The 18024-nt window shown below is 71.2% G+C and carries 17 protein-coding genes; 4 read left to right on the forward strand and 13 right to left on the reverse strand.

The window, feature by feature from the left end; all coding sequences use genetic code 11:
* Window positions 1-62: 62 nt before the first annotated feature.
* The 4 genes from coaD to B0I31_RS02275 all read right to left on the reverse strand — a co-directional run bounded on the left by coaD (window position 63) and on the right by B0I31_RS02275 (window position 6051).
* Complete coding sequence (coaD, locus tag B0I31_RS02260) at window positions 63-545, reverse strand: pantetheine-phosphate adenylyltransferase (protein WP_073898993.1); 483 nt, start codon at window positions 543-545, stop codon at window positions 63-65.
* A 54-nt stretch (window positions 546-599) separates the two neighbouring features.
* Complete coding sequence (gene rsmD / locus B0I31_RS02265) at window positions 600-1166, reverse strand: 16S rRNA (guanine(966)-N(2))-methyltransferase RsmD (RefSeq protein WP_106613584.1); 567 nt, start codon at window positions 1164-1166, stop codon at window positions 600-602.
* A 4-nt stretch (window positions 1167-1170) separates the two neighbouring features.
* Window positions 1171-2259 (reverse strand): MBL fold metallo-hydrolase, encoded by a 1089-nt coding sequence (locus tag B0I31_RS02270; protein WP_106613585.1) that lies wholly within the window; start codon window positions 2257-2259, stop codon window positions 1171-1173.
* Between the two features lie 414 nt (window positions 2260-2673).
* Complete coding sequence (locus tag B0I31_RS02275; RefSeq protein ID WP_106613586.1) at window positions 2674-6051, reverse strand: pyruvate carboxylase; 3378 nt, start codon at window positions 6049-6051, stop codon at window positions 2674-2676.
* 373 nt (window positions 6052-6424) lie between these two features.
* On the opposite strand from B0I31_RS02275, the gene B0I31_RS02280 reads away from it, so the two are divergent.
* Window positions 6425-7795 carry a coiled-coil domain-containing protein gene (locus tag B0I31_RS02280; RefSeq protein WP_106613587.1) on the forward strand — a complete coding sequence of 457 codons (1371 nt, stop codon included), beginning with the start codon at window positions 6425-6427 and terminating at the stop codon, window positions 7793-7795.
* 29 nt (window positions 7796-7824) lie between these two features.
* On the opposite strand, the gene B0I31_RS02285 is transcribed toward B0I31_RS02280, so the two are convergent.
* From B0I31_RS02285 to B0I31_RS02295, 3 genes are read right to left on the reverse strand one after another with little or no spacing between them, the layout of a single operon-like run.
* Complete coding sequence (locus B0I31_RS02285) at window positions 7825-8634, reverse strand: SCO4651 family lipoprotein (RefSeq protein WP_106613588.1); 810 nt, start codon at window positions 8632-8634, stop codon at window positions 7825-7827.
* Window positions 8635-8683: 49 nt separating this feature from the next.
* Window positions 8684-10876, reverse strand: a complete 2193-nt coding sequence (gene recG, locus B0I31_RS02290; RefSeq protein WP_106613589.1) for an ATP-dependent DNA helicase RecG — start codon at window positions 10874-10876, stop codon at window positions 8684-8686.
* Window positions 10877-10890: 14 nt separating this feature from the next.
* On the reverse strand, window positions 10891-12483 hold the full coding sequence (locus B0I31_RS02295; protein WP_106613590.1) for a DAK2 domain-containing protein: 1593 nt from the start codon (window positions 12481-12483) through the stop codon (window positions 10891-10893).
* A gap of 147 nt (window positions 12484-12630) precedes the next feature.
* Between B0I31_RS02295 and rpmB the strand changes: the two genes are divergently transcribed.
* A complete protein-coding gene (gene rpmB, locus B0I31_RS02300) occupies window positions 12631-12822 on the forward strand; it encodes a 50S ribosomal protein L28 (protein WP_073891577.1) in 192 nt (63 codons plus the stop codon).
* 82 nt (window positions 12823-12904) lie between these two features.
* Here rpmB and B0I31_RS02305 read toward each other — a convergent pair whose 3' ends face one another.
* From B0I31_RS02305 to B0I31_RS02325, 5 genes are all read right to left on the reverse strand, one after another.
* Window positions 12905-13114: a hypothetical protein gene (locus B0I31_RS02305; protein ID WP_106613591.1), complete on the reverse strand. Its 210-nt coding sequence runs from the start codon at window positions 13112-13114 to the stop codon at window positions 12905-12907.
* A gap of 117 nt (window positions 13115-13231) precedes the next feature.
* Window positions 13232-13906, reverse strand: a complete 675-nt coding sequence (locus B0I31_RS02310; protein ID WP_181319951.1) for a uracil-DNA glycosylase — start codon at window positions 13904-13906, stop codon at window positions 13232-13234.
* Window positions 13907-13920: 14 nt separating this feature from the next.
* Window positions 13921-14442 (reverse strand): gamma carbonic anhydrase family protein, encoded by a 522-nt coding sequence (locus tag B0I31_RS02315; RefSeq protein ID WP_106613593.1) that lies wholly within the window; start codon window positions 14440-14442, stop codon window positions 13921-13923.
* Window positions 14443-14464: 22 nt separating this feature from the next.
* Window positions 14465-14935 (reverse strand): GNAT family N-acetyltransferase, encoded by a 471-nt coding sequence (locus tag B0I31_RS02320; protein ID WP_106613594.1) that lies wholly within the window; start codon window positions 14933-14935, stop codon window positions 14465-14467.
* 14 nt (window positions 14936-14949) lie between these two features.
* Window positions 14950-15915, reverse strand: a complete 966-nt coding sequence (locus B0I31_RS02325; protein ID WP_106613595.1) for a thiamine-phosphate kinase — start codon at window positions 15913-15915, stop codon at window positions 14950-14952.
* A 97-nt stretch (window positions 15916-16012) separates the two neighbouring features.
* Here B0I31_RS02325 and B0I31_RS02330 point away from each other — a divergent pair, with 97 nt between their 5' ends.
* Together B0I31_RS02330 and B0I31_RS02335 are read left to right on the forward strand one after the other, a co-directional pair.
* Window positions 16013-16246 (forward strand): Lrp/AsnC family transcriptional regulator, encoded by a 234-nt coding sequence (locus B0I31_RS02330; protein WP_073891587.1) that lies wholly within the window; start codon window positions 16013-16015, stop codon window positions 16244-16246.
* 20 nt (window positions 16247-16266) lie between these two features.
* Window positions 16267-16830, forward strand: coding sequence for a DUF3515 domain-containing protein (locus B0I31_RS02335; protein ID WP_106613596.1), 564 nt, complete (start codon window positions 16267-16269; stop codon window positions 16828-16830).
* Between the two features lie 3 nt (window positions 16831-16833).
* On the opposite strand, the gene B0I31_RS02340 is transcribed toward B0I31_RS02335, so the two are convergent.
* Window positions 16834-17901: a D-alanine--D-alanine ligase family protein gene (locus B0I31_RS02340; RefSeq protein WP_106613597.1), complete on the reverse strand. Its 1068-nt coding sequence runs from the start codon at window positions 17899-17901 to the stop codon at window positions 16834-16836.
* Between the last annotated feature and the right edge of the window lie 123 nt (window positions 17902-18024).

Here is an 18024-nt window from a genome sequence, read left to right on the forward strand (position 1 = left end):
AGTGAACGCTAACCACACCGGGCGACGAGAAGACGGTCCTGACGTTAACGGACCGTGACCGGTCAGCGACCCTCAGCGAGCCGTGCCGCGAGCCGGTCCTTGATGCTGGGCGGCAGCAGGCTGCTCACGTCCCCGCCGTAGGTGGCCACGTCCTTGACCAGGGAGCTGGCCAGGAAGCTGTAGATCGGGTTCGTCGGCATGAACAGGGTGTCGACGCCGGAGAGCTGGTGGTTCATCTGCGCCATCTGCAGTTCGTAGTCGTAGTCGCTGACCGCGCGCAGGCCCTTGACGATGGCCTTGATGTCGTTCTCGCGGCAGTAGTCGACCAGCAGGCCGTGCCAGGAGTCGACGCGGACGTTGGGCCACTGCGCGGTCACCTCGCGCAGCATCTCCGTGCGCTCCTCGACCGAGAACAGGGTCTTCTTGTTCTTGTTGATGAGCACGGCGACGACGACTTCGTCGAAGAGCTTCGCCGCTCTGCCGATGATGTCCAGGTGTCCGTTGGTGGCCGGGTCGTAGGAGCCGGGGCACACGGCACGCGTCATGGTTTCGGACGGTAGCACCCGATCGGACGCATCCACTCAGGTGCGTGGTCGGCATCACCCGGAGGCGTCAACCTGTTCGCCCCAGTGCAGCGTCGTGTCGCCGTATCGCTTGCTGCGCAAGGATTCCACCGCGGTTGGCCAAACCGGCTCGGGACTGCGCGCACCGCGTTCCACGATGATCAGCGACCCCGGTTTCGTCCAACCGTTGGTGACCAGCGACGCGAGGAGCCGGTTGAGCTGTTCGTCGGTCACCGCGTAGGGCGGATCGGCGAACACCACGTCGCACGCCACCTCAGCCCCGCTGCCCACCGCGGCCTCCGCGGTCCGGTTCACCACCGTGACGCCGGGCAACCCGACCACCTTGGCGTTGCTCTTCAAGACTTCGGCAGCCCGCTTGTCGGACTCCACGAACGTGGCCCTCACCGCACCGCGCGACAACGCCTCGAACCCGAGCGCACCCGACCCCGCGTACAGGTCCAGCACCACCGCGCCGTCGAGGTCGACCAACGCCTCCAACGAGCTGAACAACGCCTCCCGCACCCGGTCGGACGTCGGGCGGGTGCCCCGCGGCGGCACTTGCAGCCTGCGGCCACCGGCGGCGCCCGCGACAATCCTGGTCACCGGCTCATCGTCCCACCATCAGCGCCTGCCACCACCCGTCCACCGCCGGCGGCTGCGCCACGTCGACCCGTTCTCCGGGCCGCGGCACCGCCAACGGCACGTCGTGCGCCTTCGCCTCGCGCCAAACCCGGTCCACCGGCTCGGACCACTCGTGGAACGCCAGGTTGAACGTCGCCCAGTGCACGGGGATCAACAGGCCACCCCGCACGTCCCGGTGCGCCGCCACGCCCTCTTCCGGCGTCATGTGGATGTCCGGCCAGCCTGGACCGTACGCACCGATCTGGATCAGCGAGGCGTCGAACGGCCCGTGCGCCTCACCGATCCTCTTGTAACCGTCGAAGTAGCCGGTGTCACCGCTGTAGTAGACGCGGTGTCGCGGACCCTTCAACACCCACGACGCCCACAACGTGTTGTCCCGCTGGAAGCCCCGCCCGGAGAAGTGCTGCGCCTCCGTGGCCACCAACGTGACGCCGGCCACCTCGTACGACTCGTCCCAGTCCAGCTCCACGATCCGGTACTCGGGCACGTGCCACCGCCGCAGGTGCGCCCCGATCCCGAGCGGCACCACGAACACCGCGTCCGTGTCCCGTTCCAGCGCCCGCACCGTCGGCAGGTCGAGGTGGTCGTAGTGGTCGTGCGAGATCACCACCGCGTCCACCCTCCCCACCTCGTGCAGCTCATGCGGAACCGGGTGCAACCGCCGAGGACCGACCACCGGCGACGGCGAACACCGGTCACTCCACACGGGGTCGATCAACACCCGCGCCCCGTCGATCTCGACCAACGTCGACGCGTGCCCGTACCAAGTGATGTGCAACCCGTCCACGGCCTCCGGAACGGCCGGCACCAACGGCACCTCCCCCACCGGCCGCCGCTGCTGCCCACCGAAGAACATCTCCCGCAACGTCCCAGCGGCCCCTTCGGGCATCGTCCGCGTCGGCGAGCCGTTGTGGAACTTCCCATCGCGATACCGAGGCGACCGCCGCACCCGCTCCCCGTCAGGCTTCCCACCCAACGCCAACGGCACATCCCGCGCCGCCCAGGCGACAGCACCAGCCGAAAGAGCGAACAACGCAGCGGCAACCTTCTTCATGCCACCACCAACGCCAACCCGGACTCCCCGGTTCCCCCGAACGCCCGATGTGGCCCCCACCACCACCCGAGCGCAGAACTCAGGCGCCCTGAACGTACGACTCACGCGCTCCGAACGTACGACTCTCGCGTCCTGAGCGTTCAACTCACCCGTCCCGAACGTAGGACACGCGGGACCTGAGCGTTCGACACGCGCGACCCGAGCGTTCGACTCGCGGGACCTGAACGTTCGATACGCGGGACCACAACGGACCCGCAGCCAGCCCACCGAGGCCCGATTTGACATGGGTTCGGGTGCTTTAGGCTGGTCGAAGCCGGAGTGCCCGTACGGGCCCCATGTCAAATCGAGCCGGACCCAACCACCGAGCCGGACCCAACCACCGAGCCGGGCCGAACCACCAAGCCCGGCCCCACCTCACTCCAGCACGATCAGCAGATCCCCACCCTCGACCTGCTGCACCCCACGCACGGCCAACCGCTTGACCCGCCCCGCCTTGGGCGCGGTGATCGCCGCCTCCATCTTCATCGCCTCGATGGTGGCGATCGTCTGACCGGCCTCGACCACGTCGTCCTCGGCCACGCTGGGCGTCACCACCCCGGCGAACGGCGCCGCGACGTGCCCCGGGTTGCCCCGATCCGCCTTCTCCGCCACCGGCACCTCGGCCGCGATCGACCGGTCACGCACCTGGATCGGCCGCAACTGCCCGTTCAACGTCGCCATCACCGTGCGGATACCGCGCTCGTCCGCCTCACCGATGGCTTCCAACCCGATCAGCAGCCGCACACCGGGCTCCAGGTCGACCTGGTACTCCTCGCCGGGCTTGAGCCCGTAGAAGAAGTCCTTGCTCCCGAGCACGCTCGTGTCGCCGTACGCCTCGCGGTGCGCCAGGAACTCCTTCGTGGGCGCCGGGAACAGCAACCGGTTGAGCGTCGCCCGCCGGTCGGTCTCCAGCCCCTTCACGTCCTCGTCCGTCAGCTCCGCCACGCCCTTGGGCGCGGCCCGCCCCTGCAACGCCTTGCTCCGGAACGGCTCCGGCCACCCGCCGGGCGGGTCGCCCAGCTCACCGTGCAGGAACCCGATCACCGAGGCCGGGATGTCGAACCGACCCGGGTCCGCCTCGAACTCCTTCGGCGACACACCCGCTCCGACCAGGTGCAACGCCAGGTCGCCGACCACCTTGGACGACGGCGTCACCTTCACCAGCCGTCCGAGCATCCGGTCGGCCGCCGCGTACATGGCCTCGATCTCCTCGAACTTCTGCCCGAGCCCGAGCGCGACCGCCTGGGTCCGCAGGTTCGACAGCTGCCCACCGGGGATCTCGTGCGAGTAGACCCGACCGGTCGGACCGGGGATGCCCGACTCGAACGGCGCGTAGACCTTGCGCACCGACTCCCAGTACGGCTCCAGGTCGCACACCGCCCGCAGGTCCAGCCCTGTCGACCGGTCCGTGTAGTCGGTCGCCGCCACGATGGCCGAAAGCGGCGGCTGCGAGGTCGTGCCCGCCATCGACGCCACCGCGCCGTCCACCGCGTCCACACCGGACTGGATGGCCGCCAGGTAGGTGGCCAGCTGCCCACCCGCCGTGTCGTGCGTGTGCAGGTGGACCGGCAGGTCGAATTCCTTGCGCAACGCCGTCACCAGGCGTGCCGCCGCCGGCGGGCGCAGCAGGCCGGCCATGTCCTTCACCGCGAGCACGTGCGCGCCGGCGCCGACGATCTGCTCGGCCAGCTTCAGGTAGTAGTCGAGCGTGTAGATCCGCTCGTCCGGGTTCGACAGGTCGGCGGTGTAGCACAGGCACACCTCCGCGACCGCCGTGCCCGTCTCCCGCACCGCCTCGATCGCCGGCCGCATCTGCTCGACGTCGTTCAACGCGTCGAAGATCCGGAAGATGTCGATACCCGTCTTCGTCGCCTCGTCGACGAACGCGCTGGTCACAGCCTCGGGGTACGGGGTGTAGCCCACCGTGTTCCGACCGCGCAGCAGCATCTGCAGCGTGATGTTCGGCACCGCTTCGCGCAACGACGCCAGCCGCTCCCACGGGTCCTCCGCGAGGAACCGCAGCGCCACGTCGTACGTCGCACCGCCCCACGCCTCCAGCGACAGCAGCTGCGGCGCCATCCGCGCCACGTGCGGCGCCACCGCCAGCAGGTCCTTCGTCCGGACCCGCGTCGCCAGCAGCGACTGGTGCGCGTCCCGGAACGTCGTGTCCGTGACGGCCAGCGCCTTGCTCTCCCGCAGCCAGCGGGCGAAGCCCTCCGGTCCCAGCTCGTCCAGCTTCTGCTTCGACCCGGCCGGCGGCTCGGCGTTGAGGTCGACCGCCGGCAGCTTCACCTTCGGGTCCACAGCGGACGGACGCGGGCCGTTCGGCTTGTTGACCGTCACGTCCGCCAGGTAGGTCAGCATCCGGGTGCCGCGGTCGGCGGAGTGCCGCGCCGTCAGCAGGTGCGGGCGCTTCTCGATGAACGACGTCGTGACGCGGCCCTCGTAGAAGTCCGGGTCGTCGAGCACCGCCTGGATGAACGGGATGTTCGTGGACACGCCCCGGATGCGGAACTCCGCCACCGCGCGCCGCGCACGCGCCACCGCGGCCGAGAACGTGCGACCGCGGCAGGTCAGCTTGACCAGCATCGAGTCGAAGTGGGCGCCGATGACCGTGCCCGCGCCGGTCGTGCCGCCGTCCAGCCGGATGCCCGAGCCGCCCGGCGAGCGGTAGGCGCTGATCATGCCGGTGTCGGGGCGGAAGCCGTTGGCCGGGTCCTCGGTCGTGATGCGGCACTGCAGGGCGGCGCCGCGCAGCTGCACGGTCTCCTGGCTCAGGCCGAGGTCGTCCAGGTTCTCGCCGCTCGCGATGCGCATCTGCGACTGCACCAGGTCCACGTCGGTGACCTCTTCGGTGACCGTGTGCTCGACCTGGATGCGGGGGTTCATCTCGATGAAGACGTAGTTGCCGTTCGGGTCGAGCAGGAACTCGACGGTGCCGGCGTTGCGGTAGCCGATGTGCCGGGCGAACTTGACCGCGTCGTTGCAGATCCGGTCGCGCAGCTCCGGCGAGAGGTTCGGCGCGGGCGCGATCTCGATGACCTTCTGGTGCCGGCGCTGGACCGAGCAGTCGCGCTCGAACAGGTGCATCACGTTGCCCTCGCCGTCGGCGAGGATCTGCACCTCGATGTGCCGCGGCTCGACCACGGCCTGCTCCAGGAACACCGTCGGGTCGCCGAACGCCGACTCCGCCTCGCGGGACGCGGCTTCCAGGGCCTCCCTCAGCGCGGCGGGCTCCTCAACGCGCCGCATGCCACGCCCGCCACCACCCGCCACGGCCTTCACGAACACCGGGAACGCGATGTCCTCGGCCGCGCGCACCAGGGCTTCGACATCGCTCGACGGCTCGCTGGACTTGAGCACCGGGAGGCCGGCTTCCCGGGCCGCGGCGATGGCGCGTGCCTTGTTGCCGGTCAGCTCGAGGACATCGGACGGCGGGCCGACGAACGTGATGCCCGCGTCCGCGCAGGCCTTGGCCAGCTCGGGGTTCTCCGACAGGAAGCCGTAGCCGGGGTAGACCGCGTCGGCGCCCGCCTTGCGGGCCGCCTTGATGATCTCCTCGACGGACAGGTAGGCCCGGACGGGGTGACCGGGCTCGCCGATCTCGTACGACTCGTCGGCCTTCAGGCGGTGCAGGGAGTTGCGGTCCTCGTGGGGGAAGACGGCAACCGTGCCGGCGCCCAGTTCGTAGGCAGCGCGAAAGGCCCGGATCGCGATCTCGCCGCGGTTGGCGACAAGAACCTTGCGGAACATGCGGCGTTCCCTCCCGGTTACTCGGCGAGTCCCGCCCGAGGAGGGCGGGACTCGATGAATCAAGGCACGCTACCGTGCGCTTCCCGCCCCTCGGGAGTTCCATCTCACGTGACGGACGTCATCGTGATCGTTCACTCACCCGGTCAAGGCAGGCGCGACCTGGGATCACGCCCCGGGATTCTCTCCTGCGCGGTCTCCTCGCGCAGCCCCCGGGAGCACGGCACGCGGGCGGCGGATTGACGGTCTCCTCCACATCGCCCTACCGCACCACTCGCCAAACGCGATTAACCCCACACGGTGGATCACCGACTCGTTACGGTGCGTTCGCTGCATCGGGTGACTACGCCCCGCGACTTCTCGGTAGGGTTGGCCCATGGCCGGGGCTGAAGGGACTGGGCAGCCTGCTGCCCGCACCCATTTCGACGTCGTACTGCGCGGGTACAACCAGCGCCAGGTGAACGAGCGGGTGACGCGGCTCGAGTTCGACCTCAAGAACTCGAACCGGGCCCGGGAGGCGGCGTCGGCCCAGGTCGCCGAGCTGAGCAAGCTGCTCAACTCCACCCGCGCCGAGCTCGACAAGGTCAAGTCCCAGCTCGGCAAGCTGGCCACCAGCCCGGCCAGCGCGTCCAACGTCACCGAGCGCGTGCGCGTGATGATGACGTTGGCCGAGGAGGAGATCGCCGACATCCGCAAGGCCGCGCTGGACGAGGCGAACGCGACCCGCGCCAAGGCCGAGCGGGCCGCGGCCGAGGGCAAGGCGGCGCACCAGCGGGCGATGGGTGAGCTGGAGGACCGGCGGCGGCAGCTGGAGGCGGCCCACCAGCAGCGCACCACCGAGCTGGAGCGGCAGCACGACGAGCGGCGCACCGAGCTGGAGCGCTCCCACGAGGAGCTGCGGGCCAAGCTGACCGCCGAGCACGAGGCGTTGCTGGCCGAGACCCGCGCCGACCGCGAGCGGCTGACCGAGGAGTTCGAGGCGAAGACCGCGGCGCTGGAGGCCAGGCGGGTCGAGCTGGAGCAGAAGTACAAGGGCTACCACGACGACCTCGACAAGGAGTACGACGAGCTGCGCACCAAGCTCCGCAAGGAGCACGAGGTGCACGTGGTGGAAGCGAAGGCCGAGGCCGCGAAGCTCCTCGAAGCCGCCCGCGCCGAGGCCGCCGAGCTGCGCTCCGAGACCGAGAAGCAGGTCGCCGAGCTGGAGTCCGAGGCGCTGGCCAAGGTCGAGAAGACCATCACCGAAGCCAACGCCCAGGCCGAGAAGACGATCACCGACGCCAACGCCCAGGCCGAGAAGACGATCGGCGACGCGAACGCCCGGGCCGAGAAGACCGTCACCGAGGCGGACGCCCACGCCGACCGCCGCACCACCGCGGCCGACGAGAAGCTGGCCGAGCTGCACCGCGTGCATCGCGCCTTGAGCGAGCAGTTCGCCGCCGCGCAGGAAGCGGTGTCCCGGGCGGTGGCCGGCCTCACGCCGCTGGACGAGGAGGCGGCCCAGGACAAGGCGGCCGACGACGCGCCCGCATCCCCGAAGCACGCAGGGACCACCGACCGTCCCGCCGCCCCGGCTGCCGCCCCTGCCCCGGCTGCCGCCGCCGACGACGCGCCGACCAAACCGGCGACCGCCAAGCCCGTGCCGCCCAAGCCCGCGGCCAAGTCCGCCGGCAAGGCGAAGGACGTCCCCGCGTCCGAGCAGCCGACCACCCAGCTGCCGGTCCCGAAGGGCAGGCAGCCCAAGTAGGACCGACCCCGCCCTACCGGACCGTCCGCCTACTGGGGCAACTGGTCGGCCGGCACGACCTCGGCCTGGGCGGGCACGGTGATCCCGACCGGCTCACCCCATCCCCGGAACCGGGTCGTGGACTGCTTGACGACCTTGCCGTCCAGCTCGAACCGGTACTCGGCCCGCACGGGCGCGCTCGTGCCGTCCACCCACACCGTCGCGGAGATCTTCACCCCGTACTCGGCCAGCTGGGTGTGCTGCAGCTGGATGTCCTGGTCCTCGATGACCTTGGCCATCTTCAACGCGTCCACCACCAGGTCGTACCGCGTCACCGGCACCCCGTCCACCTGCTCCGACGACCGGCCGACGATCAGCGCCGCCCGCGGCTGCACGTAGTCCAGCTCGGCGCCGACCGTCGCGCTCGGCCCGAAGCCGCGCAGCAACGCCGACACCTCGCCGCCGCTCGCCGCCGGGTAGTAGCCCCACTTCTTCCCGGCGGGCATCGGCGCGCCCTCAACCTGCACGTACGTGCCGTCGCGGACGACCACCAACGCGATCTTCTTGGGCTGACCGCCGGTCGACACGTCCATCGTCATCGACGCGGTCACGCCGTCCGCGTCCTGCCGCACCACGCCGTCGACGACGTTGCGCACCTCGGTGGCCTGCCCGTCCGAGGCGAACCCCTCGGTGTGGAACGTCGCCGTCCCCAGCTCGGCCCGCCGCTGCTCGATGCGCTCGGCGAGCACCGCGAGATCGCCCTTGGGCAGCGAGGACGTGGTCGGGGCCTGATCGGCGGCCGGCGCGGCCGTGCAGGCCGCGAGCACCAGCGGAACCAGGACGAGCAGGAATCGGGGCACAAGCCAGGGTAACCGGGCGCCGTCGACCCCCGGCGCCCCCGGCCCGCGCCTACGCCTTCTCCAAGTACTCCGCGCGCTCGTCGTCCAGCAGACCCGCCACCAGCCCGGCCAGCCCGGGGTTCGCGGTCAGCTCCGGGTCCGCCTCCACGACCTCCTGCGCGACCACCCGCGCCTCGGCGATCACGTCCTCGTCGCGCAGCAGCGACAGCATCTTCAGCCCCGACCGCTTGCCGGACTGGGCCGCACCGAGGATGTCGCCCTCACGGCGCAGCTCCAGGTCCAGCTGCGCCAGCTCGAAACCGTCCAGAGTGGACTCGACCGCGCGCAGCCGCTCCATCGTGGACGTGCCGTCCGGCATCTCGGTCACCAGCAGGCACAGCCCCGGCGCGCTGCCCCGGCCGACCCGCCCGCGCAGCTGGTGCAGCTGGCTCACGCCGAACCGGTCCGCGTCCATGATCACCATGACGGTGGCGTTCGGCACGTTCACGCCGACCTCGACCACGGTCGTGGCGACGAGCACCTGCACCTCGTTCGCCGCGAACGCCCGCATCACGGCGTCCTTGTCGTCCGGCGCCATCCGGCCGTGCAGGATGTCGATCCGCAGCCCGCGCAACGGCCCCTCGGCCAGCTTGTTCGCCACGTCCACCACCGCGAGCGGCGGCCGGCGGTCGCTGCCGTCGTCCTTGCCGGACTCCTTCGGCGGCGTCTCCGCGTCGTCCTCCGCCGCACCGTCACCGATGCGCGGGCACACCACGTACACCTGGTGCCCCTTGCCGACCTCTTCGTGGATCCGCTGCCACGCCCGGTCCAGCCACCCCGGCTTCGACGCCACCGGCACCACGGACGTGCTGATCGGCGAACGCCCCTGCGGCAGTTCGCGCAGCGCGGACACCTCCAGGTCGCCGTACACCGTCATCGCCACCGTGCGCGGGATCGGCGTGGCCGTCATCACCAGCACGTGCGGTGTCGACCCACCCGCGCGCCCGCTCAGCGCGGCCCGCTGCTCCACGCCGAACCGGTGCTGCTCGTCCACCACGACCAGCCCCAGGTCGGCGAACTCCACCTTGTCCTGGATCAACGCGTGCGTGCCGACCACGATCCCGGCCTCGCCGGACACGATCTCCAGCAACGCCCGCTTCCGCGCCGCCGCCGGCATCGACCCGGTCAGCAACGTCACCCGCGTCGCGTGCTCGGCACCGCCCAGCTCACCGGCCTGCCCCAGATCACCCAACAGCTCCCGCAACGACCGGGCGTGCTGCGCCGCCAGCACCTCGGTCGGCGCCAACATCGCCGCCTGCCGCCCGACGTCCACGACCTGCAACATTGCCCTCAACGCCACAATCGTCTTGCCCGAGCCGACCTCCCCTTGGAGCAGCCGGTTCATCGGGTGCTCGCCGGACAGGTCGCGGGCGATCTGCTCGCCCACCTCGCGCTGCCCCGCCGTCAGCTCGAACGGCAGTCGGGCGTCGAACGCCTCCCGCACCAGAGCGGGCCGGGGCGGGCACGCGGGCGCGGGGCGGGCTGTCGCCGAACGGCGGCGTTGCGCCAGGGCGAGCTGCACCGCCAGCGCCTCGTCCCACTTCAGCCGCTGCTGGGCGATGGTGATCGCGGCCCAGCCGTCCGGCCGGTGGATGTGCCGCAGCGCCTGCTCCAAGCCGATCAGGCCGCGTTCGGCGCGCAGCGGCTCCGGCAGCGGGTCCTCGGTCACCCCGTCCCACACCGCGAGCACCTGCTCGACGCAGTTGGAGACGTTCCACGACTGGATGCCCTGCGCCGCTGGGTAGACCGGGATCAACGCGCCGGCGAAGTCCGCCGCCGCGACGTCCTCCCCGTCCAGCACCTGGTAGTCGGGGTGGGCGAGCTGGAGCTTGCCGTTGAACATGCCGACCTTGCCCGCGAACATCGCCTCGCGCCCCGGCAGCAGCTCCCGCTCGACCTTGCGCGAGCCGCGACCGAAGAACACCAGGTGCAGGTCGCTGGTGCCATCGGTGATCACGGCCTCCAGCAGCTCGCCGCTGCGCGACTTCATCCGCCGCTGCCGCGCGCTCTTCACCCGCGCCTGCACGGTGACGTGCTCGCCCAGCTCCAGCCCGGCGATCTCGGTCAGCTTGCCGCGCTCGTCGTACCGGCGCGGGTAGTGGCGCAGCAGCTCGCCCACGGTGGTCAGGCCGAGGCCCGCCTCCAGCGCGTCGGCGCTCTTCTTGCCGAGCACCGACACCAGCTTCTCGTCGAAGGTCGTCATCGCGGCCTATTCAACTACTCCACACCGACAGTGAGCAGGGCGTCACGCTGCCCACCCCGGTAAGCGGCCAGCTCGACCTCCGGGTGGACGACGCGCAGGTGATCTTCCAGCACCCGCTCGACGCCGTCCGGGGCGGCCCGCCCCAACAGCACGGTGACCAGCTCGCCGCCGCTGGCGAGCATCCGGTCGACCAGTCGGCACGCCAGCGCGCCGACGTCGGCGTCCCCGGGCTCGATCACCACGACCTCGCCGTCCACCATGCCGAGCAGGTCACCGGGACGGCACCGGCCGACCCACGTGATCGCCTCCCGGTCGGACACCGCGACCTCGCCGCGCCTGGTCGCCGCCGCGGCCTCCGCCATCGCGACCACGTCGTCACCGGCACGCCGGGACGGCGAGTGCACGGCCAGTGCCGCCAACGCCTGCACCGGCGAGAACGTCGGCACCACCACGACGTCCTGACCCGCGGCGACGGCCTGCGTGACGGCGTCGTCCAGCGGTTCGCGCCACTTCGGGTCGCCGGGCAGCACGGTCACCTGCCGCGCCCGCGTGCTCACCACCACGGCCAGCAGGTCGGCGGCCGTCACCTCGTCACCGGGCTCGAACACCGCCGCGCCCTCGGACCGGAACAGCTCGACCGCGCCCTCGCCCTCGACCAGCACGACGATCGCCCGGTCGCGCACGAACCGGGGCGCCTGGGCGGCGATCTGGTCGGCGAACCTGGCCACCGTGATCCGGTGCGGCCGACCCGCCCGGACGCCCGCCTCGACGGCCGCGCCGATGTCGTTGCAGTGCACGTGCACGGTCCACAGGCCGGCGCCGTCGCCGACCACGGACACGCAGTCGCCGACGGCCGTCAGCTCGTCCTTCAGCGCCTCCGCGTCGGGCGTGCCGTCCAGCAGGTACATGACCTCGTACTCGTACTCGGACGACCCGGCCTCGCGCGCCGTCGTGAGCGCGTCGCGCGGCACCGTGACGACGGCCGGCACCTCTTCGACCTCCCGCCCGGTGATCACCGCCGCCAACGTGTCCAGCAGCACCACCAGCCCGCGCCCGCCCGCGTCGACCACACCGGCCTTGGCCAGCACCGCCAGCTGGCGCGGTGTGTTCGCCAACGCCTCGGCACCGGCCTTCGCCGCGACCGTGACCACCTCGTCCAGGTCGTCGGACGTGCAGTCGCGGGCCGCCTCGGCCGCCGCGCGCAGCACCGACAGCACCGTGCCCGCCACCGGCTCGGAGACGGCGGCGGTGGCCAGTTCGTCGGCCCGCCACAACGCCCGCCGCAGCGACGCGCCGGACGCCGTCGACGCCCCTTGCGCCGCCTCCGCCAGGCCGCGCAGCACCTGCGACAGGATCACCCCGGAGTTGCCGCGCGCACCGGCCAGCGCACCGCGCGCCAGTGCTCCCAACGCCGCCCCGACAGTGTCCACGGGTGTCCTGAGCAGCGCGTCCAACGCCGAGCGCATCGTCTGGAGCAGGTTCGTCCCGGTGTCGCCGTCCGGCACGGGGAACACGTTGATGCGGTCGATGTCCTCCCGGTTGGCGTCCAGGGACCGCACGCAGGCGTCTGCCCACTGACGCACCGCGACCGCATCGAGAGCCTGCATGCCGGCGAGGGTATTCGCACCCGGTTTGGAAGCCGAACGCGCCACCGGCTACCCTGTCTGGGTTGCCATGCCCGGCTGAGGCTTGTGCACGCTTGCGCGCCCGCCGGGGCGTGAGTACCGCTGAAGAAACCTTAAGGAGTGGCTGACGTGGCTGCCGTGTGCGACGTCTGTGGCAAGGGGCCGGGCTTCGGCAAGTCGGTCTCGCACTCCCACCGGCGCACCAACCGCCGGTGGAACCCGAACATTCAGACCGTGCGCGCGAAGGTTTCTTCTTCGACGCGGCAGCGGCTGAACGTGTGCACCTCGTGCCTGAAGGCGGGCAAGGTGGTGCGCGGCTGACGACCCGCGCCTGAATGAGCTTGTCGAAGGCCCCTGGGACTCGTTCCCGGGGGCCTTCCGGCGTGCGGAGGAACCTCCGGGCTCAGGTGGGGAGGACCTCGACGCCCCAGTCGGCCGCCCACCGGCCGTCACGGAAGCCCAGCGCCGCCCTGCACTTGTACGTGTCGCCGTCGCACCACACGCCGGTGACCGGAACGGGGTCCTTGGTGGTCGGCTCGGCCACCGCCGAACCCGCGGACACCAGGGCCGAGGCCGCCGCGAGGAGCGCGACGAGTGCTGTCTTGAGTCTCATGTGCTCGACGTTCGCAGCGCGAGTCGACGCCGGACAGGTCGGTCATCCCGTGGGGCAGGCGGACTACCTGCCAGTATGACAGTGTGCAAGCCTGGGTGTCACCCAACGTGACGTTGACTAGGGCAGCTTCCAGTCGACCGGCTCAGCGCCCTGCTTGACCAGCAGCTCGTTCGCCTTGCTGAACGGCCGCGAGCCGAAGAAGCCGCCCGCCGCCGACAACGGGCTCGGGTGCACCGACTCGACGCAGCGGTCGGCGCCCAGCAGCGGCTTGAGGGCACGTGCCTGGCTGCCCCACAGGATCGCAACCAGCGGCGCGTCCCGCTCGGCCAGCGCCTTGATCGCCTGCTCGGTCACCGGCTCCCAGCCCTTGTTGCGGTGGGAGTTCGACTTGCCCGGCTGCACCGTCAGCGCGCGGTTGAGCAGCAGCACGCCACGCTCGGTCCACGGGGTCAGGTCGCCGTTGGACGGCTTGGGGTGTCCCAGGTCGGACATGTACTCGGTGTAGATGTTGACCAGGCTCTTCGGGATCGGCCGGGTCTCCGGCGACACCGAGAAGCTCAAGCCGACCGCGTGTCCCGGCGTCGGGTACGGGTCCTGGCCGACGATCAGCACCCGCACCGAGTGGAAGGGCTGTTGGAACGCCCGCAGCACGTTCTCCCCGGCGGGCAGGTAGGTCCGCCCGGCGGCCACCTCCGCCCGCAGGAACTCGCCCATCGCGGCGATGCGATCGGCCACGGGCGCGAGTGCCGCGGCCCAGCCGGCTTCCATGATCTCCTCAAGCGGACGTGCCACGGCGGGACCCTATCTCAGTCCAGGCGCCGCAGTTCCTTGCGGTAGGTCAAGATGTTGCGCACGTACTTGTCCACCGCGAACTGCCAGGCGCCGTCCGGCACGACGTAACCCTCGCGCACCTTGGCGGGCACCCCGAGCGCCATCGAGCGCGCCGGCACGTGCCCCTCGAACGACACCACCGCGCCCGCGCCGACGATCGCGCCGGTCTCCACCACGGACCCGTTGAGCACCACCGATCCCGAGGCGATCAGGCACCGGTCGGCGATGGTCGCGCCCTCGATGTGCACGTTGTGCCCGACGACGCACTCCGCGCCGATCAACGTCGGGTGCACCTCCGTGCAGTGCACGACCGTGCCGTCCTGGATCGAGGTCCGCGCGCCGACCTCGATGCGCCCGTAGTCACCGCGCAGCACGGCCTGCGGCCACACCGACGCGTGCGCGCCGATCCGCACGTCGCCGATCACCGTCGCGTCGGGGTGCACGTAGGCGTCCGGGTGGATCACCGGCTCGAAGTCACCCAACGCGTAGATCGCCATCGCGGTACCTCCCGGGGGTCCTCTACAGATCCTTCGCGAAGCAAAGGCTCTCCGGATGATGCCGGTAGACGCCGAAGTTGTCGATGCGCACGTATCCATTGGACTGGTAGAGCCCGATCGCCTCCGGTTGGCGCAACCCGGTCTCCAGCACCATCCGCCGGCGCCCGGCCGCCCGCGCCGCCGTCTCCAGCGACGCGAGCACGAGCCGGGCCAGGCCGCGCCCGCGCACGGCCTCCGCCACGTACATGCGCTTGATCTCGGCGTCACCGGGGCGCAGCGAGTGCTCGGCCACGTCGTGCGCGCGCCACCCGCCGCACGCCACCGGTCCGCCGTCGAGGTAGCCGACCACGAAGTGGCCCAACGGCGCGGCGAACTCCGCGGGGTCGACCGGCGTGACGTCGATCTCGCCGTAGCGGTCCAGGTAGACCTGCTGGATGTCGAAGATCAGCTTCACCGAGTCTGGATGGTCATACGCAAGCGTGCATAGTTCCACATCCCGCAGGTTACCTACCGCCAGTGCTCCCAGCCAGGGGGTTTCTCGTACGCCCGGCCGTCGACGGTGACGCCGCTGCCGTGCCGGACCGTGCCGATGGTGCGCCAGCCCTCGGGCACGGCCGCGGGCTCCGGGAACGTCGCGGCCAGCGCGTGGTCCTCGCCACCGGTCAGCGCCCAGTGCCTGGCGTCCGCGCCGAGCGCCGCGGCGACGTCGATCAGCCGCGGGTGCACCTCCAGCAGCTCGGTGCGGATGTCGATGCCGATGCCCGACTCGTCCGCGATGTGCCCCAGGTCGGCCAGCAGGCCGTCCGACACGTCGATCATCGCGGTCGCGCCGGCGGCGGCGGCCTGGGGGCCGGCGGCGTAAGGCGGTTCGGGGTTCCGCTGGGCGCCGACGACCGCGACCGGCGAGCGGAACCCGCGCTGCAGCACGGCCAACCCGCCCGCGGCCCAGCCGAGCCGTCCGCAGACCGCCACGACATCGCCCACTTGCGCGCCCGAACGGGTGACTGGCTCCAAACCACCCATGTCACCCATCGCGGTAACGGAAATCACCAGTGTCGCGGACGACACCATGTCGCCGCCCACCACACCGGCACCCGCGACGGTCGCCTCCTGCCACAGCCCGGCGGTGATCCCCTCGACCACGGCGGACGGCGTGTCGGACGGGCAGGCGAGACCGATCAGCAAGGCGGTCGGCATCGCGCCCATGGCCACCACGTCGGCCAGGTTCACCGCCGCCGCCTTGCGTCCCACCTGCTCGGGAGACGACCAGTCGAGTCTGAAGTGGACACCTTCGACCAGCACGTCGGTGGAGACCACCACCCGGCCGTCGGGCGCCGCGACGACAGCCGCGTCGTCACCCGGCCCGAGCAGGGTGGTGGGCGGCTGCGTCCGACCTGCCGTCACCCGGCGGATGAGACCGAACTCACCCACCTCAGCGACCGTGTCCGCGTTCCGCGGCGGCTCCGGACGCAAGATTGCCTCCCGTTCTGAGCATTCGGAACCCCGACTGGGGTACGTTGCTGTGCACGTTCCTACCCCGACCTAACCTGTCGCGACGAAGGGGCACGCCGTGGTGCACGCATACATCCTCATCCAGACCGAGGTCGGGAAGGCAGCCGCCGTTGCGGCGGAGATCTCCGGCATCCCCGGTGTGGCCACCGCGGAAGACGTCACCGGACCGTACGACGTCATCGTCCGCGCCGAGGCCGACACCGTCGACCAGCTGGCGCAGCTGGTGGTCGCCCGCATCCAGAACGTGGAAGGCATCACGCGAACGCTGACCTGCCCGGTGGTCCACCTGTAGGCACGTGCTGTCATAGCCGCGTGGCACAGGAACCGGAACGCACCTCGCCGCTCCCCCGCCCACTGCTCGCGTTGGCCATCGGGCTGACGGCGCTGCTCGCGGTAGGCGTCGCCGCCGCGGGCTTGTTCCTCGGTGGCGGGGACGACGAGCCTGCCGTCCACACCGGCCCCGTGGCGCTGGTGCCGTTGCCCGCGCCGGAGGCCGAGTCGGACGAGTGCAAGACGCTGCTCGGCGCGCTGCCGGCGGAGCTGGTGTCCAACGGGGTCCCGTTGCCGCGTCGCGAGCTGGCGGCACCCGCACCGGCGGGCGCGTCGGCGTGGGGTGATCCGCGGCACGAGCCCGTGGTGCTGCGGTGCGGGCTGGACCGTCCCGGTGACCTCACCACGACCTCCGTGCTGCGCATGATCTCCGAGGTGGAGTGGCTGGAGGTGGCCGAGGGCGGTTCGGCCACCTGGTACGTGGTGGACCGGCCGGTGTACGTGGCGCTGACCGTGCCGTCCGACGCGGGCACGGGGCCCCTGCAGGACATCTCGGCCACGATCCGCGGCACCCTGGCCAAGAGCCCCGTCGACACCACGGGCTAGCCGCTAGCGCAGCCCCGTGCCCCGGGCGATCGCGGTCTCGATCAGCGTGGTCAGCAGCGCCGGGTAGTCCACGCCCGTCTCGGCCCACATCCGCGGGTACATCGAGATCGGCGTGAAGCCGGGCATGGTGTTGACCTCGTTGACGACCAGCTCGTCGTAGTCGGTGACGAAGAAGTCGACCCGGGCCAGGCCCTGGCAGTCCAGCGCGCGGAACGCGGCGACGGCCATCTCGCGCAGGTCGCGGGTGACGTGCTCGTCCAGCTTGGCCGGGATGTCGAACTCGCACACGTCGTCGAGGTACTTGGCGTCGAAGTCGTACCAGTCGACCTCGCCGCCGACGATGCGCAGCTCGGCGGGCAGCGACGCCTCGACGCGGCCGTCCGGGAACTCCAGCACGCCGCACTCGACCTCGCGGCCGGACACGGCGGCCTCGATGATCACCTTCGGGTCCGTCTTGCGCGCCAACGCGATCGCGCTGTCCAGGTGCGCCCAGTCGACGACCTTCGAGATGCCCACCGACGACCCGGCGCGCGTGGGCTTGACGAAGACGGGCAGCCCCAGCCGCTCCCGGTCCTCGTCCGCCAGCGTCTCCTGGTCGCGCCGCAGCACGGCGAACTCGCCGACCGGCAGGCCCGCGCCCTTGAGCAGGCGCTTGGTGAACTCCTTGTCCATGGCGACGGCGCTGGCCAGCACACCCGGTCCCACGTAGGGGATGTCGGCCAGTTCGAGCAGGCCCTGGATGGTGCCGTCCTCGCCCCACGCGCCGTGCAGCACGGGGAACACGACCTCCACGTCGGCCAGCACCTCGGTGGGCGCCACCGGCACCAGTTCGCTGCCGGACACGGGGACCAGCGCGTTGACGGTGGGCAGCTGCCGGTCCCGCACTTCGAGCGCCTTGGTGTCGTCCGCGCCGATCACCCACGCGCCCGCTTCGGTGATGCCGACCGGCACGACGTCGAACCGGTCCCGGTCGAGGTGGGGCAGGACACTACCGGCGGACAGGCAGGAGATCGTGTGCTCGCTGCTTCGCCCGCCGAACACCACGGCGACCTTGGTCTTGCGCTGTGTCATGGCTCGGACCCTACCCGGATGGCGTAACCCGCCACCGTCACCGCACACCCCGGCGTTGAACTCAGGGGCCCTGAACGCAGGACTCTCGCGGTCTGAACGCAGGACTCTCGCGAGAGTCCTGCG

Origin of the sequence: Saccharothrix carnea, assembly GCF_003014735.1 — a bacterium.
GTDB classification, from domain to species: Bacteria; Actinomycetota; Actinomycetes; order Mycobacteriales; family Pseudonocardiaceae; genus Actinosynnema; species Actinosynnema carneum.

Excerpts from the sequence above, each read along its gene's own strand:
- B0I31_RS02295 (WP_106613590.1), bottom strand. The coding sequence starts at position 12,483 with ATGCAGGCTCTCGATGCGGTCGCGGTGCGTCAGTGGGCAGACGCCTGC.
- B0I31_RS02275 (WP_106613586.1), bottom strand. The coding sequence starts at position 6,051 with ATGTTCCGCAAGGTTCTTGTCGCCAACCGCGGCGAGATCGCGATCCGG.
- recG (WP_106613589.1), bottom strand. The coding sequence starts at position 10,876 with ATGACGACCTTCGACGAGAAGCTGGTGTCGGTGCTCGGCAAGAAGAGC.
- B0I31_RS02315 (WP_106613593.1), bottom strand. The coding sequence starts at position 14,442 with ATGGCGATCTACGCGTTGGGTGACTTCGAGCCGGTGATCCACCCGGAC.
- B0I31_RS02305 (WP_106613591.1), bottom strand. The coding sequence starts at position 13,114 with ATGAGACTCAAGACAGCACTCGTCGCGCTCCTCGCGGCGGCCTCGGCC.
- coaD (WP_073898993.1), bottom strand. The coding sequence starts at position 545 with ATGACGCGTGCCGTGTGCCCCGGCTCCTACGACCCGGCCACCAACGGA.
- B0I31_RS02280 (WP_106613587.1), top strand. The coding sequence starts at position 6,425 with ATGGCCGGGGCTGAAGGGACTGGGCAGCCTGCTGCCCGCACCCATTTC.
- B0I31_RS02340 (WP_106613597.1), bottom strand. The coding sequence starts at position 17,901 with ATGACACAGCGCAAGACCAAGGTCGCCGTGGTGTTCGGCGGGCGAAGC.
- B0I31_RS02270 (WP_106613585.1), bottom strand. The coding sequence starts at position 2,259 with ATGAAGAAGGTTGCCGCTGCGTTGTTCGCTCTTTCGGCTGGTGCTGTC.